Annotated in this window: 11 protein-coding genes; all 11 read left to right on the forward strand. The window is 38.6% G+C overall.

Features of this window, described 5'->3' with window-relative positions:
• Positions 1-320 precede the first annotated feature (320 nt).
• Positions 321-1,256, forward strand: a complete 936-nt coding sequence (gene rsmH / locus AC4NPH_RS14225; RefSeq protein ID WP_013058966.1) for a 16S rRNA (cytosine(1402)-N(4))-methyltransferase RsmH — start codon at positions 321-323, stop codon at positions 1,254-1,256.
• 33 nt (positions 1,257-1,289) lie between these two features.
• Positions 1,290-1,649, forward strand: a complete 360-nt coding sequence (gene ftsL, locus AC4NPH_RS14230; protein ID WP_098197235.1) for a cell division protein FtsL — start codon at positions 1,290-1,292, stop codon at positions 1,647-1,649.
• Between the two features lie 5 nt (positions 1,650-1,654).
• Positions 1,655-3,913 carry a penicillin-binding protein gene (locus AC4NPH_RS14235; protein ID WP_013058964.1) on the forward strand — a complete coding sequence of 753 codons (2,259 nt, stop codon included), beginning with the start codon at positions 1,655-1,657 and terminating at the stop codon, positions 3,911-3,913.
• 69 nt (positions 3,914-3,982) lie between these two features.
• Positions 3,983-5,899 (forward strand): stage V sporulation protein D, encoded by a 1,917-nt coding sequence (locus tag AC4NPH_RS14240; protein WP_013084856.1) that lies wholly within the window; start codon positions 3,983-3,985, stop codon positions 5,897-5,899.
• 211 nt (positions 5,900-6,110) lie between these two features.
• A complete protein-coding gene (locus tag AC4NPH_RS14245; RefSeq protein ID WP_013058962.1) occupies positions 6,111-7,574 on the forward strand; it encodes a UDP-N-acetylmuramoyl-L-alanyl-D-glutamate--2,6-diaminopimelate ligase in 1,464 nt (487 codons plus the stop codon).
• Between the two features lie 61 nt (positions 7,575-7,635).
• Positions 7,636-8,610, forward strand: a complete 975-nt coding sequence (gene mraY / locus AC4NPH_RS14250) for a phospho-N-acetylmuramoyl-pentapeptide-transferase (protein WP_013058961.1) — start codon at positions 7,636-7,638, stop codon at positions 8,608-8,610.
• Positions 8,611-9,960, forward strand: a complete 1,350-nt coding sequence (murD, locus tag AC4NPH_RS14255) for a UDP-N-acetylmuramoyl-L-alanine--D-glutamate ligase (RefSeq protein WP_013058960.1) — start codon at positions 8,611-8,613, stop codon at positions 9,958-9,960. It begins immediately after the preceding gene.
• Between the two features lie 61 nt (positions 9,961-10,021).
• Positions 10,022-11,122, forward strand: coding sequence for a stage V sporulation protein E (spoVE, locus tag AC4NPH_RS14260; RefSeq protein WP_013058959.1), 1,101 nt, complete (start codon positions 10,022-10,024; stop codon positions 11,120-11,122).
• A 540-nt stretch (positions 11,123-11,662) separates the two neighbouring features.
• Positions 11,663-12,568, forward strand: a complete 906-nt coding sequence (gene murB / locus AC4NPH_RS14265) for a UDP-N-acetylmuramate dehydrogenase (protein ID WP_013058958.1) — start codon at positions 11,663-11,665, stop codon at positions 12,566-12,568.
• 153 nt (positions 12,569-12,721) lie between these two features.
• Positions 12,722-13,480: a cell division protein FtsQ/DivIB gene (locus AC4NPH_RS14270; protein WP_335481635.1), complete on the forward strand. Its 759-nt coding sequence runs from the start codon at positions 12,722-12,724 to the stop codon at positions 13,478-13,480.
• A 425-nt stretch (positions 13,481-13,905) separates the two neighbouring features.
• Positions 13,906-15,201, forward strand: a complete 1,296-nt coding sequence (ftsA, locus tag AC4NPH_RS14275; RefSeq protein ID WP_013058956.1) for a cell division protein FtsA — start codon at positions 13,906-13,908, stop codon at positions 15,199-15,201.
• Positions 15,202-15,210 lie beyond the last annotated feature (9 nt).

Consider the following 15,210-nt stretch of genomic DNA (forward strand, 5'->3'; position numbering starts at 1 on the left):
AAAAGCAGGATTTTTATTTTGGAAAAGAGAAAAAGTCTACAAGGTGAATGTTAACCAATTGAATCCTTATAAGGTATTTATTTCTAATTGTGCAAAAAACCTTATATTCCTTACATTTTATTCTACGAATATGTCCTACTTTTAACAAAATGACACTATTTGTGACAAAAAGACAAAATTCTACTTAATTCTTATATAAATAGCTGAAATAATGTTGAACTTTGATATATAATATAAACGTGTATATATATCAAAGAAAAACACCGTTTTTTGCTTTTTGTATACATAACTAAGTAGTTTAGAAAGAAGTAGGTGTCATAATGTTTAATCACACAACTGTTTTGCTTAAAGAAGCAGCGGAAGGCTTAAATATTAAGCCGGATGGAGTATATGTCGACTGCACGCTTGGCGGAGCAGGTCATAGTGAATATATCGTAAAACAGCTATCAGAAAAAGGGAAATTAATTGCGTTTGATCAAGACGATGTCGCTCTTGCAAATGCAAAAGAGAAATTGGCCCCGTATCTAGACAGAGTTATTCTAATCAAAAGTAATTTTCGCTATTTAAAAGAGCAGCTAATGAAACATGGAATTGAAGAAGTAGACGGAGTATTGTTTGACCTCGGAGTCTCGTCTCCTCAGTTGGATACACCAGAGCGAGGGTTCAGCTTTCATCATGATGCCCCGCTTGATATGCGCATGGATCAAAACTCAATGTTTTCTGCGTACAACGTAGTAAATGAATGGCCTTATGAAAAACTTGTAAAAATCTTTTTCCAATACGGAGAAGAAAAGTTTTCGAAACAAATTGCCCGCAAAATTGAAGCATATCGAGAGTCTAAGCCAATTGAAACAACGCTAGAGCTGGTTGATCTTATTAAAGATGGTATTCCAGCGCCAGCTAGACGAACGGGTGGACATCCGGCAAAACGAATTTTTCAGGCTATTCGAATTGCTGTAAATGATGAGCTTCAAGTATTTGAAGATGCAATTGAACAGGCTATGGATGTGATCAAAAAAGGTGGACGTGTAAGTGTTATTACCTTCCACTCACTTGAAGATCGAATTTGTAAAGTTGCGTTTAAAAATGCAAGCACGGTTCCGCAGCTTCCGCATGGACTGCCGATTATTCCAGAAGAATTTAAACCTAAAATGAAAGTTATTACAAGAAAACCTATTTTACCTTCAGAAGAAGAGATAGAAGAAAATAAGCGCGCGCGTTCGGCAAAGCTTCGAATTGTTGAGAAATTAGTGTAATTAAAGGGTTTTATCAAAGAGGAGGGGACGAGAATGAACAATGTAGCATACAAAGTAAGAGAGCAAGATCAGCAGCAGAAGCAGCAAAAGACAGTACGTCAAGTTGTTCGGAAGACAAAAAGAAAAATCACGGTTGGTGAAAAAATTGTGTATTCTGGATTTGTCGCACTCATGCTGTTTGGGTCTGTGCAAATCATTTCAAATCAATCTTCGCTTTATAGCATCAGTGAAGAAGTGCAATCACTCGATGGAAAGATTGACAAGCAAGAAGCAAAAAACAATGAGTTAAAATTACAGGTAACAGAGTTAAGTGCATACGATCGTATTTGGAAAAAAGCAAAAGAACTTGGACTAAAATTGAATGAAAATAACGTAAAAGTCGTTAACGATTAATTGCGATGACTACGCCAAGAAAAAATAGCAATATTAGTACAGGAGCAGCAATATTAATTTTAATATTTGCATTGCTCTTTTTTGTATTAGCCATCAGGTTCTTTTACATCCAAGCGACGGGCAAAGCAGACGGAGAAGCTTTAGCCGAAATTGCACAAAAACAGCATACGCGAACGTCTAAAATTGAAGGACAGCGCGGTACGATTTACGATCGAAACGGAGAAGCAATCGCCCAAGACACGGGTGCTTATACGGTTGTGGCGATTTTGAAGGAATCGCAATCAGAAGATAAAGATCATCCACAGCACGTGGTAGACCCTGAAAAGACGGCTGAAAAATTAGCCCCATTATTAAAGATGGACGAATCAAAAATTGACAGCATGTTAACAAGAGGAATTAAAAGGGGAGCATTCCAAGTCGAACTTGGCCCAGGCGGACGTGACATTGATAACGTGCTAAAGCAAAAAATTGAAAAACTAAATCTCCCAGGCATCACGTTTTTACGCGATTCGAAGCGCTTCTATCCAAACGGTGTATTCGCCTCAAGTATTTTAGGATACGCACAAAAAGATGATACGGGTAAAATCGTAGGGAAAATGGGAATTGAAAAAGTATTTGATAAGCAGCTTTCTGAAGAAGATGGATATGTAAAATACGAAGCTGCTAAAAATGGAATTAAGCTTCCGGATCCAAAAGAGTCAATTGTAGCTCCAAAAAATGGAGACAGCGTCACGCTTACGATTGATGAAAAAATTCAAACGTTTTTAGAGGATGCAATGACAGCTGCTGCTAAAGAATATAAACCAGAAGAGCTAATGGCAACGGTAGTGAATCCGAAAACCGGTGAAATTTTGGCAATGTCAAACCGCCCTTCATTTGACCCAAATATTCGTGATATCACGTCTTATCGTAATCCGTTTGTCGAAAACAGCTATGAACTTGGTTCAACGATGAAAATCTTTACGCTAGCAGCCGCGATTGATGCAGGGGTCTATAACGGCGAAGACCGCTATCAGTCGGGATCTTATAAAGTAACGAAAAACAGCGTTCCGATTAACGATCACAACGGTGGAGTCGGCTGGGGTGCTATTACATTTAATGAAGGAATTCAAAGGTCTTCAAATGTAGCGGTTGCCATTTTAGCCAATGAAAAATTAGGTACCGACCGTTTGTATAAATACTTGGACAAGTTTGGCTTTATGGATAAAACGGGAATTGACTTGCCAAACGAAGCTTCTAGCAAGTTAGTGACGAAGTACCCGAGAGACCGCGTAACTACTGCGTTTGGACAGGCGTCTGCTTTTACGCCTATTCAAGAAATTCAAGCGGCTACTGCGATTGCAAATGACGGGAAAATGATGAAGCCTTACGTGATTAAACAAGTAGTGGATGAAACAAATAAAAAAACGATTAAGAAAACAAAACCTACCGTAGTAGGACAACCTATTTCTAAAAAAGCAGCGAACGAAACGCTAGATATTTTAGAAACCGTTGTTTCTTCTGATGACGGAACAGGGAAACCTTACGCGATTGAAGGGTACGATGTCGCTGGAAAGACGGGAACAGCTCAAATTCCTGGTCCTAACGGAGGCTACTTGCATGGACACGGGAAAAATTTCATTTCCTTTATGGGCTTTGCACCTGCTAAAGATCCAAAGCTGCTTGTCTATGTAGCTGTTAAAAATCCAACTCTCACACCTCAAGAGACGGGTACTGCACCGCTTACAGCCGTATTTAATCCGGTGATGAAAAACAGTCTGCAGTACTTAGGGGTGGAGCCTGAAAAAACAGACGAAGATGGAAAGAAAACAGAAGAGAAAAAGGTAGATTCAGAAATTACGCTTAAATCTTACGTTAACGAATCAGTTGATAGTGCCGTGAAAGACTTAAAACAAAAAGGACTTGTTCCTGTTGTAATAGGTAAAGGAGATACGGTAGAAAGCCAATCACCTACTTCTGATACCATTGTCACTGGTCAACGCGTGTTCATTAAGACAAATGGAAAAGCCACAATGCCTGATTTAACAGGTTTTTCACATCGTGATGTTATTCGCTTTAGTGAATTTGTCAACGTTCGACCTAGCGCACTTGAAAATGGTTATGTTGTAAGTCAAAGTATTAAAGCAGGCGATCCGCTAAAAGCAGGAACGTATCTGAAAGTGGAACTTGAAACGCCTAAAGAGTTTTCAAGCACGTTAAATAAGTTAAAAGAAACGGAAAAAAGTGATTCTGATAGTAAAAAAGACGATAAGCAACTTGACTAGAAAATAAGTTCTAGTGAATCCTGTACAAGCATATATTGGAACGAGCCGATTCAGAGGAGGTTCTAATATATGCGGGTATCAGGAGTCACAGTTCGTAAAAGGCTAGCCATTGTTTTGTTTGTCGGTTTTATTGTGTTTTTGATTATTGATACAAGGCTTGGATATGTACAGTTGCTGACTGGGGATACGCTAACTGAAAAAGCCAAAGACTTATGGAGTCGGAATATTCCTTTTGAACCTGAAAGAGGAAAGATACTAGATCGCAATGATGTGGCACTTGCTACAAATAAAAGTGCACCGACCGTTTTAGTTATGCCAAGACAAGTTGAAAATCCAGCTGTTACGGCTGAAAAGTTAGCAAAAGTGCTGGGAGCATCAAAAGAAAAAGTATATGAACAAATAACAAAAGCTTCTTCTAGCGTATATTTGCGTCCTGAAGGAAGAAAAATTTCACATGCGAAAGCAAATGAAGTGCGAAATTTAAATTTAAAAGGCGTATATATAGCTGAGGATTCGAAGCGGTACTATCCGTTTGGAAGTTATTTGTCGCATGTATTAGGCTTTGCGGGAGTAGATAATCAAGGGTTAACAGGCCTTGAATTATATTATGATAAAGAGCTAAAAGGACAAAAAGGTTCAGTTAAATTGTATTCGGATGCTAAAGGTAAAAAGATGCCCAATATAGCCGATGACTACACAGCACCTGTGGACGGGCTGGATTTGAGATTGACCATTGATTCACGTGTGCAAACGATCATGGAGCGTGAGTTGGATAATGCTCAGACAGCTTATAATCCAGATGGTATGATTGCCATTGCCATGAATCCTAAAAACGGTGAAATTTTAGGTATGTCAAGTCGTCCGGGCTTTGATCCTACGGATTTTAAAAATGTGAAGCCTGAGGTGTATAATCGCAATCTTCCAATCTGGAGCGTATATGAGCCCGGATCAACGTTTAAGATTATTACACTGGCAGCGGCTCTTGAAGAAAAGAAAGTGGATTTACTAAAAGATCAATTTTACGATGATGGAGCCGCGGAAGTTGGCGGAGCGAGACTTCGCTGCTGGAAAAAAGGCGGACATGGACAGCAGTCTTTTTTAGAAGTTGTACAGAACTCATGTAACCCTGGTTTTGTGGAGCTTGGGGAACGTTTAGGAAAAGAGAAATTGTTCAAATACATTAAAGAATTTGGCTTTGGTCAAAAAACAGGTATTGATTTACAAGGGGAAGCAAAAGGAATTTTGTTCCCGCTTGAGCGCGTAGGGCCGGTTGAACAAGCTACAACAGCTTTTGGGCAAGGGGTTGCTGTTACGCCTATTCAACAAGTAGCTGCTGTTTCCGCAGCCGTAAACGGTGGAACGCTTTATGAACCTTATATTGCAAAAGAGTGGGTGGATCCAACTACCGGAAAAGTTGTAAGCAGTCATAAGCCGGTTGCTAAGCGAAAAGTTATTTCCGAGGAAACGTCTAAGCAAGTGCGTTTTGCTCTTGAAAGTGTAGTAGCACAAGGAAGCGGAAAAGGAGCTTTTGTGGAAGGGTACCGCGTTGGAGGAAAGACGGGTACTGCGCAGAAAGCTCAAAATGGAAAGTATTTAAAAAATAATCACATCGTTTCTTTTATCGGTGTTGCACCAGCAGATAACCCTGAAATTGTCGTGTATGTTGCGGTTGATAATCCAAAAGGCACCATTCAGTTTGGTGGAGTTGTAGCAGCTCCGATTGTAGGTAAAATGATTGAAGACAGTTTGCGTGTGATGGACGTTAAACCGCGTAAAGGACAAATTGAAAAAGAGTTAACGTGGCTGGACACACCAATGATAAAAGTACCAAATGTCGTAGGAATGTCAAAAAAAGAGTTACAAGAACAGCTACTTAATTTAAAATTAGATGTGAGTGGCGAAGGAGATAAAGTGGTCAAGCAGTCTCCTGCAGCCGGAACGAAAGTTAAAGAAGGCGAAACGGTTAGAATTTATATGGGAAAATAAAAATCTCTATAAACCACTATTCTTCCTTGCATGATAATCAGCAGGTTACTCTGCGTGTGAACATGAAATCAACAAATAAGCCTTGGGGGTGTTCCCTCCGGGCTTCTTTTTCTGTAAAATGTAATAGGTTAGGTGCTAGAAAAAGAAGAATAGTTGCCATAGCGTCTTATAACAAACGTTTCACTTTACAAATAGAGAGGACATGGTAGGAATGGATTTACGAGAACTACTAACACATTTACATGATTTTGTTCAGCTTCCTGAACAGAATATTGATATTACGTCAATTGAAATGGATTCAAGAGAAGTTAAGCCCGGAGCATTGTTCATTTGTATAGACGGCTATACAGTTGATGGCCATAGCTTTGCACAGATGGCTGTGGAAAAAGGGGCAGTAGCAATCTTAGCGGAAAAGCCTGTGGATGTAGAAGTACCTGTTGTACGCGTAAAGAGTACAAAACGAGCAATGGCAGTGCTAGCGGATGCTTTCTACAATCAGCCCACACAAAAAATGCATTTAATTGGTGTAACAGGCACAAATGGAAAAACAACGATTACACATTTAATTGAGCATATCTTTAAATCACAACATAAAAAGACGGGTCTAATTGGAACGATTGAAATTCGTATTGGTGATACGTCTTATGATGTGAAAAACACAACGCCTGAATCGCTTACGCTCCAAAAAACATTTCACCAAATGGTGGAAGAGAATGTAGAAGTAGCGATGATGGAAGTATCATCTCATGCACTTGACTTAGGACGCGTACACGGGTGCGACTTTGACGTGGCAGTATTTAGTAACTTAACGCAAGATCACCTGGACTATCATCATACAATGGAAGATTATCGTCGTGCGAAAGGGTTGCTATTTGCACAGTTAGGAAACGCTTATAACCATAATCGTCCTAAATTTGCTGTTCTTAATGCTGATGATGCGGCAACCGAGGAATATATTAAAAACACGGCTGCTACAGTGATTACCTATGGCATTGACCGTGACAGTGATATTCGTGCAACAAATATTCAAATTACAAACAGCGGCACAACGTTCGACTTGACAACACCGACAGAAACGGTTCGTGTAGAAATGAAGCTTATTGGGAAATTCAGCGTCTACAATGTATTAGCGGCTACGGCTTCATGTTTAGTGTCAGGTATTCCTCTGTCAGTTATTGTCGAGGAGATAAAAGTGTTAGAAGGCGTGTCTGGGCGTTTTGAAGTGGTTGATGCGGAGCAAGATTTTACGGTTATCGTTGATTATGCCCACACGCCGGACAGCTTAGAGAACGTGTTAAAAACTGTAAAAGAATTCGCAAAACGCAATATATATGTTATTGTTGGTTGTGGCGGAGATCGAGATCGTACAAAACGACCAATCATGGCTCGGATTGCAGCTGAATACAGTACACAAGCTATTTTGACATCTGATAATCCACGAAGTGAAGATCCATTGGCTATTTTAAAAGATATGGAAGAAGGTTTGGATACAGATAACTATGTGACGATTGCTGATCGTGCAGAAGCTATTCGCTATGCAGTGGAAGCAGCGCATGCAGATGATGTTGTTGTCATTGCTGGAAAAGGGCACGAGACCTATCAAATTATTGGTAAAAAAGTATTTGATTTTGACGATCGAGAAGTAGCACGCAAAATGATTGAGGAGCGAAAGTAGTAATGAAATGGGTAGAGAACAAAATGAGTCGGAATGAGTTGGAAGTTAAGGAGGGAACATCGTGCTAGAACAATCAATTTTATTGACAATCGGCGTAGCCTTTTTGATTACGGTTGTATTGTCGCCGATTTTTATTCCCTTCTTAAGAAGATTAAAGTTTGGTCAAAGTATTCGTGATGAAGGCCCAAAATCTCACCAGAAAAAATCAGGTACACCTACAATGGGCGGTATCATGATTTTATTATCTATTATTGTGGCAACTCTTATTATGGTCAATCAGTATGCAGAACTTACATATAAGACGTTTCTATTATTATTTGTCACAATCGGATTTGGTTTATTAGGATTTTTAGATGATTTTATAAAAGTAGTGTTAAAGCGTAACCTTGGATTAACATCTAAACAAAAGTTTTTAGGTCAGGTTGTCATTTCAATTATTTTTTACTTTATTGCAAGACAGTTTGAGTTTTCAACTGAAGTGACGATTCCTGGAATTAAAGACCCAATCGATTTAGGTTGGTTTTATGTTGTTTTCCTCATCATCTGGCTTGTTGGTTTTTCAAACGCGGTTAACTTAACAGATGGATTAGACGGACTTGTATCTGGTACAAGTGCGATTGCTTTTGGTGCATTTGCAGTTCTTGCCTGGAATGCAGAGCAGTTTGAGCTATCTATTTTCTCAGTTGCTGTAGTAGGAGCTGTGTTAGGATTTTTAGTTTTTAATGCCCATCCTGCAAAAGTATTTATGGGAGATACGGGTTCTTTAGCGCTAGGAGGAGCTATCGCTACGGTGGCTGTCTTAATGAAAATGGAATTCTTGCTTGTTATTATCGGTGGTGTGTTTGTTATTGAAACACTATCTGTTATTATTCAAGTCGCATCTTTCAAAACAACAGGAAAACGTGTGTTTAAAATGAGCCCGCTTCATCACCATTACGAGCTAAGCGGCTGGTCGGAATGGCGCGTAGTTATGACTTTTTGGGCTGTAGGACTATTATTTGCAATGCTTGGAATTTATATCGAGGTGTGGATTTAAATGAAATCAGTCAATACGTATCAAGGTAAACAAGTACTTATTTTAGGATTAGCCAAGAGCGGTTTAGCAGCCGCTCAGTTAGTTAAACAGCTTGGTGCTAAAGTAGTCGTTAATGATCAAAAACCGTACGAAGAGAACGTAGCAGCACAGGAATTAGAAAAAACGGGCATTGAAGTTGTCTGTGGACATCATCCGCTTGAGCTTTTAGACAAAGCGGATGTTATTGTAAAAAACCCTGGGATTCCGTATTCAAATGTTTTATTGCAAGAAGCATTAAAGCGAAATATTCCGATTTTAACAGAGGTAGAATTGGCTTATGAAATTAGCGAAGCTCCTTTTATCGGAATTACGGGAAGCAATGGGAAGACAACAACAACAACGCTAATTTATAAAATGTTAGAAGAAGATCAAAAGCAGCCGTTGATTGCTGGAAATATTGGAACAGTAGCTTGTGAAGTGGCGCAAAAAGCAACAAAGGACAATGTAATTGTAACGGAGCTTTCTTCTTTTCAGCTGATGGGAATTGAAAAATTCCGTCCGAAAATCTCTTTATTATTGAATTTGTTTGATGCTCACTTAGACTATCATGGCACAAAAGAGGAATATATCAAAGCGAAAGCAAATCTCTTTAACAATCAAACAAGTGAAGACTTTGCCGTTATTAATGCGGATGATGAGCTAGTGATGAAAGCTAGTGCAGATGTTAAAGCGACAAAAGTACCTTTTTCTGTTACAGCTCAAACGACAGAAGGAGCGTATATTAAAAACGAAACGATTTTCTTTAAAGATGAAGAAGTGATGTCGTTAAAAGATGTGGTGCTGCCAGGCAAACATAATCAAGAAAACATTTTAGCAGCTGTATCCGTTGTGAAGCTGTACGGCTGTTCAAATGAAGCTATCTACCGCGTGCTCACAACGTTTGCTGGTGTTAAACATCGCGTTCAATATGTCACGACAATCAACAAACGTAAGTTTTATAATGACTCTAAAGCTACGAATATGCTTGCTACAAAAGTAGCTCTTTCCGCTTTTTCGCAGCCGACGATTCTACTTGCAGGTGGACTCGATCGCGGCAATGAGTTTGATGATTTAAAAGAAGAGTTTAAAAATGTGAAAGCTGTGATTACGTTTGGTGAAACGGCTCCTAAAATTGAACGCGTAGCAAAAGAAGCGGGAATACAAATTGTAAAACGTGTCGATAATGTTAAACAAGCAGTTTCAGAAGCATATGCTTGTTCAGATGAAGAAGATGTTATTTTATTATCTCCTGCTTGTGCAAGCTGGGATCAATTTAAAACTTTTGAAGAACGTGGTGACATCTTTATTGAATCTGTGCATAAACTGAAATAAGGGCTTGTCTAAACACCTAGAAAATACACTAGCCCTAATCTATTTTTAGAGGTGTGTGACAGTGTCGACAAAAAGGTCTACCCCAGATTTTTTTCTCATAATCGTTACGCTTTCCTTGCTAACCATCGGCCTTATCATGGTATACAGCGCAAGTGCGGTATGGGCTACATACAAGTTTAATGATTCTTTTTTCTTTGCTAAACGCCAGCTCTTATTTGCAGGGCTTGGAGTATGCGCAATGTTTGTTATCATGAATATTGATTATTGGATGTGGCGTACTTGGGCGAAGCCAATTGTAATCATTTGCTTTGTTATGCTGGTACTTGTATTGATTCCGGGAGTAGGGCTAGTACGGAATGGGTCGCAAAGTTGGATAGGAGTTGGAGCGTTTTCGATTCAGCCTTCAGAATTTATGAAGTTTGCTATGATTATATTTTTAGCGAAATATTTATCGGAAAACCAGAAGAAAATTACATCTTTTAGAAAAGGAATGTTACCGGCGTTATTACTGGTTTTCTTACCGTTTGGCATTATTATGATGCAGCCGGATTTAGGAACGGGAACGGTGCTTGTTGGAACTTGTTTAGTCATGATTTTTGTTTCAGGAGCAAAAGTAAGTCACTTTGCAGGTCTTGGGTTGCTTGGCGTTGCTGGTTTTGTAGGGCTTGTTTTATCGGCTCCTTATCGGATTAAACGCATTACCTCATTTTTAAATCCTTGGGAAGATCCGCTTGGAAGCGGGTTTCAAATCATTCAATCTCTTTATGCAATTGGGCCGGGGGGATTGCTTGGATTAGGGTTAGGGCAAAGTAGACAAAAGTTCTTTTATCTGCCGGAGCCTCAAACTGATTTTATTTTTGCTATTCTAGCAGAAGAGCTCGGTTTCATCGGTGGAACGCTTGTTCTGCTTTTGTTTAGCTTATTGCTTTGGAGAGGAATTAAAGTAGCGCTCGGAGCTCCTGATCTTTACGGAACGTTTTTAGCCTTAGGAATTATTTCAATGGTTGCGATTCAAGTCATGATTAATATAGGCGTGGTAACAGGTCTTATGCCTGTTACGGGAATTACGCTTCCATTTTTAAGTTACGGCGGATCATCGCTGACGCTCATGCTGGCAGCAGTTGGAGTTTTGTTAAATGTTAGTAGATATTCTCGCTATTAATTGAAAAAAATTGTATAATGTCAAGTAGGCAATGGTCTACTGAAGTAAACCGTCATCTTAAATCCAAGTGCACGCCGGATTTTGTTGGCGGTTTATTTTCGATTTTTTACAGGTAGATGATATTTTTGTATGAAATGTTTTTAAAATGTAATGTTGTGATAACCAATTTTGAGTCCAACTATGGTATGATGTGTAAGGTTAAATGTTTTATCTTAGTGAGTAAGTGAACGTATGTGCACTTATGAGCGTAGCGTTTTTTTATGACTGTCAGCATGTGTTTAACTTCTAAATGAAAAACGATAAAAAAACAATCAAAATTACTTTATATAGCAGATGAACGTACATTCTATGGGTGAATGTCATACGATAAATAAAAATGATGAAATTGACAACAGAATAGAGTGCCTTCGTAGAAAAAAGGTATCTTACAAGGTGCTGCTGCTTAGTTATGAATCTGTTCTTATTATTCTTATGCATTAGAAGTAAGGGCGCATTGACATGAAAGTTTTATAACAGCAAAGAGGGTTTTAGGAGGTTCTTATGGAAGCGTTAGTAAAAGAGTTAGTCGAAGCGAATATTGGAAAGGTTCGTGAAAATGAACCGCTAGCAAAACATACAACAATGAAAATTGGTGGTCCAGCAGATGTGCTTGTAGAACCTGATTCTGTTGATCACTTAAAAGTTACAATGGATATTATTAAAAAACACGGCGTGAAATGGAGAGCGATTGGTCGAGGATCTAATCTTCTTGTTTCTGATAAGGGAATTGAAGGTGTGGTCATTAAGCTCGGAGCCGGATTAGATGATTTAACAGTAGATGGAGAGACGGTTACTGTAGGTGGGGGATACCCTAGCATCAAGCTTGCAACAGTTATTACAAAACAAGGTCTGTCTGGACTGGAGTTTTCAAGTGGAATTCCTGGATCCGTGGGAGGCGCTGTTTATATGAATGCAGGTGCCCATGGTTCTGATATGTCTCATGTAGTCGAAAAAGCGTTGATTTTATTTGAAGATGGCACTCTTGAGTGGCTGACAAATGAAGAGCTTCAATTTTCGTATCGTCATTCAATTCTACAAAAAGACCGTCCTGGAGTATGTGTAGAAGCCGTGCTGCGTTTGAAAAAGGGAACGAAAGATGATATTGTGGCGGTCATGCAGAAAAATAAAGACTATCGCCGCGAAACACAGCCTTGGAATTTCCCTTGTGCAGGAAGTATTTTTAGAAATCCACTTCCAAATTATGCAGGAGACTTAATTGAAAAGTCCAACTTAAAAGGTTTTTCAGTAGGCGGGGCGCAAATTAGTGAGCAGCATGCGAACTTCATTGTCAACACAGGAGATGCAACGGCTTCAGACGTGCTGAATTTAATTGCTCACGTTAAGAAAACAATTAAAGAGAAATTCGATATTGATATTCATACAGAAGTTGAGATTATCGGTCGCTAATTACCCAGCCCGTGGCTGTATGGTTATACGTGAAAAGGTAGCTTTTATGTGTTTATTCTATGCTATAATGGGGATATTCTCATGAAGCAAAGATTGGAAATAAATGGATGGTAATTCCTCGTTTATTTTCTCAAATGGATAAGGGTGAAAAAAATGGAAAAAGGTAAGTTAATTGTTTTAGAAGATCGGGTACCGAAGTTGCAAGAACAGCGAAAGCAAAAAGCAAATAGACGGCTTATTTTGTATTTATCACTCTTTTTCATCCTTATTTTATTTATTGTATATTCTCAATCTTCTCTGAGTAATGTTTCTAACATTGAAGTACAAGGGAATAAACATGTAAGTGATAAGGATATTGTCAAAGCGAGTGGTCTGTCCAAAAAAACCAGCTACTGGAAAGTTGATGCTGATCAAATTCAAGAAAAAGTCGAAAAAAACCCTGAGGTAAAGGAAGCTGTCATTCACAAAACATTTCCTAATAAGGTCGTAATCGACGTAAAAGAGTACGCAAGAATTGCATATGTAACCTCGGGGAATAAATATTTCCCTGTGAATGAAAATGGAAAAGTTTTAAAAGAAGTAAGTGCTAAGAAAGTGTCATCCGAAGCTCCGTTGCTAATTGACTGGAAAGACGGAGAAGCTATACAAAGCATGGTTCAAGAATTAGCTAAAACGCCTAAGAGTATAAAAGGGGCTATTTCTGAGATTTACTATGCGCCGACAAAATCAGAACCTCTTCACATAGAGGTATTTATGAATGATACGCGTGAAGTAAGCGGGAAAATTAGCAACTTCTCTGATAAAATTGTTCATTACCCAGCTATTGCAAGTAAATTGAGTGATGATCAAAAAGGTATTATTGATTTAGAAGAAGGATATGCATTTAAACCTTATAAAAAGAGCAAGCAGTAATTATTTTTTATAAGTGTTAATTAAAGGAAATAGATGAGTTGAGACTGGCAAACTAGCCCTTGTACATTGTATAATCACATGCAAGTATTCTGCATACATATGATTTTCTTCTCCGGTGCTGTGAAATGGAAATGTAATATTTGTTCTAGGTAAGTTTCGCTTTTCTCAGTGTACATCTTAGTGTAGACTTGTAGTTAAATAGCTTTTTTTCAGTGAATTTTAGGCTTAAATCTAAAAAAAGTCAAAACAAGAACGTTTTGTTCTTTGAAAGAGATAAAGTCTGTGAAAAACTTGAAAAAAATTGATTTTACAAAAGGGAAACAGATGTATTTGTTGAATATTTTCATATAATAAAAAATTAATATTGTTGTTCTTCTTAATTTATTAAGATGACATGTGCAGAAAGAAAAAGGAGGTGCCAAAGAATGAACAGCAATGAAATATACGTTAGTTTAGACATCGGTACATCCAGTGTGAAAGTAATCATCGGAGAGATGAGTAACGATTCATTGAATATCATTGGTGTAGGGAATGTTAAATCACACGGACTAAAAAAAGGTTCTATCGTTGATATAGATGCAACAGTTCAATCTATTAGAAAAGCAGTAGAACAAGCTGAACGAATGGTAGGCATTACAATTAAAAAGGTTGTAGTGGGCATAAGCGGAAATCATGTATTTTTACAGGATTGTCACGGAGTAGTAGCCGTGTCAAGCGAGAATCGTGAAATTACAAACGAAGATATTCATCGAGTAATTGATGCTGCTCAAGTCATGTCTATCCCGCCAGATCGTGAAATCATTGATGTTATTCCAAAGCAATTTATTGTAGATGGCTTAGAAGGTATTAACGATCCTAGAGGTATGATTGGGGTACGTTTAGAAATGGAAGGCACAATCATAACAGGATCTAGAACGGTTTTACATAACTTATTACGCTGTGTAGAAAGAGCTGGTTTAGAAATCAGTGATATTTGTTTACAGCCTCTAGCCGCTGGTTCAATTGCATTATCTCGTGATGAAAAAAACTTAGGTGTCGCACTGGTAGATATCGGTGGAGGTTCAACAACGGTTGCGATCTTTGACCAAGGACATTTGAAAGTAACAAATGTACTAGCTGTTGGTGGAGAGCACATTACCAAGGATTTATCGATTGGCCTTCGCACATCGACTGAAGATGCGGAAAATATTAAGATAAAGCATGGACATGCTTTCTACGATCATGCTTCTGAAGAAGAAGTATTTAGTGTACCGATCATTGGAAGCGATCAGCATCAGCAGTTTAATCAGCTCGAAATCTCTGATATTATTGAAGCTAGATTAGAAGAGATTTTAGATATGATTACGCAAGAGGTAAATCGCCTAGGATACAAAGATATTCCAGGAGGATTTGTTTTAACAGGCGGAGTAGTAGCGATGCCTGGTATTCTTGAGCTAGCTCAAGTAATTTTAAAGAATAACGTGCGCATAGCAGTGCCTGATTATATTGGAGTACGTGAGCCGCATTATACAACAGGCGTAGGATTAATAAAATTTGCATACAAAAATGCTAAAATACAAGGCCGGGAAATTGGAGCGCCAGTTGTGGAAGAAGAGCCGATTGAGCAAGAAATGATCAAACCTAGCCCGAAACCACAGCAGCCGCAACAATCAGCTGAGCAGCCGAAAAAGAAAAATGACCAAAATTTAATGAAGAAGTTTTTTGGATACTTCTTTGATTAACGTTACGGA

It is taken from the genome of Priestia sp. MDV22-iso46, from assembly GCF_058629175.1.

Excerpts from the sequence above, each read along its gene's own strand:
- rsmH (WP_013058966.1), top strand. The coding sequence starts at position 321 with ATGTTTAATCACACAACTGTTTTGCTTAAAGAAGCAGCGGAAGGCTTA.
- ftsL (WP_098197235.1), top strand. The coding sequence starts at position 1,290 with ATGAACAATGTAGCATACAAAGTAAGAGAGCAAGATCAGCAGCAGAAG.
- AC4NPH_RS14235 (WP_013058964.1), top strand. The coding sequence starts at position 1,655 with ATGACTACGCCAAGAAAAAATAGCAATATTAGTACAGGAGCAGCAATA.
- AC4NPH_RS14240 (WP_013084856.1), top strand. The coding sequence starts at position 3,983 with ATGCGGGTATCAGGAGTCACAGTTCGTAAAAGGCTAGCCATTGTTTTG.
- AC4NPH_RS14245 (WP_013058962.1), top strand. The coding sequence starts at position 6,111 with ATGGATTTACGAGAACTACTAACACATTTACATGATTTTGTTCAGCTT.
- murD (WP_013058960.1), top strand. The coding sequence starts at position 8,611 with ATGAAATCAGTCAATACGTATCAAGGTAAACAAGTACTTATTTTAGGA.
- murB (WP_013058958.1), top strand. The coding sequence starts at position 11,663 with ATGGAAGCGTTAGTAAAAGAGTTAGTCGAAGCGAATATTGGAAAGGTT.
- AC4NPH_RS14270 (WP_335481635.1), top strand. The coding sequence starts at position 12,722 with ATGGAAAAAGGTAAGTTAATTGTTTTAGAAGATCGGGTACCGAAGTTG.
- ftsA (WP_013058956.1), top strand. The coding sequence starts at position 13,906 with ATGAACAGCAATGAAATATACGTTAGTTTAGACATCGGTACATCCAGT.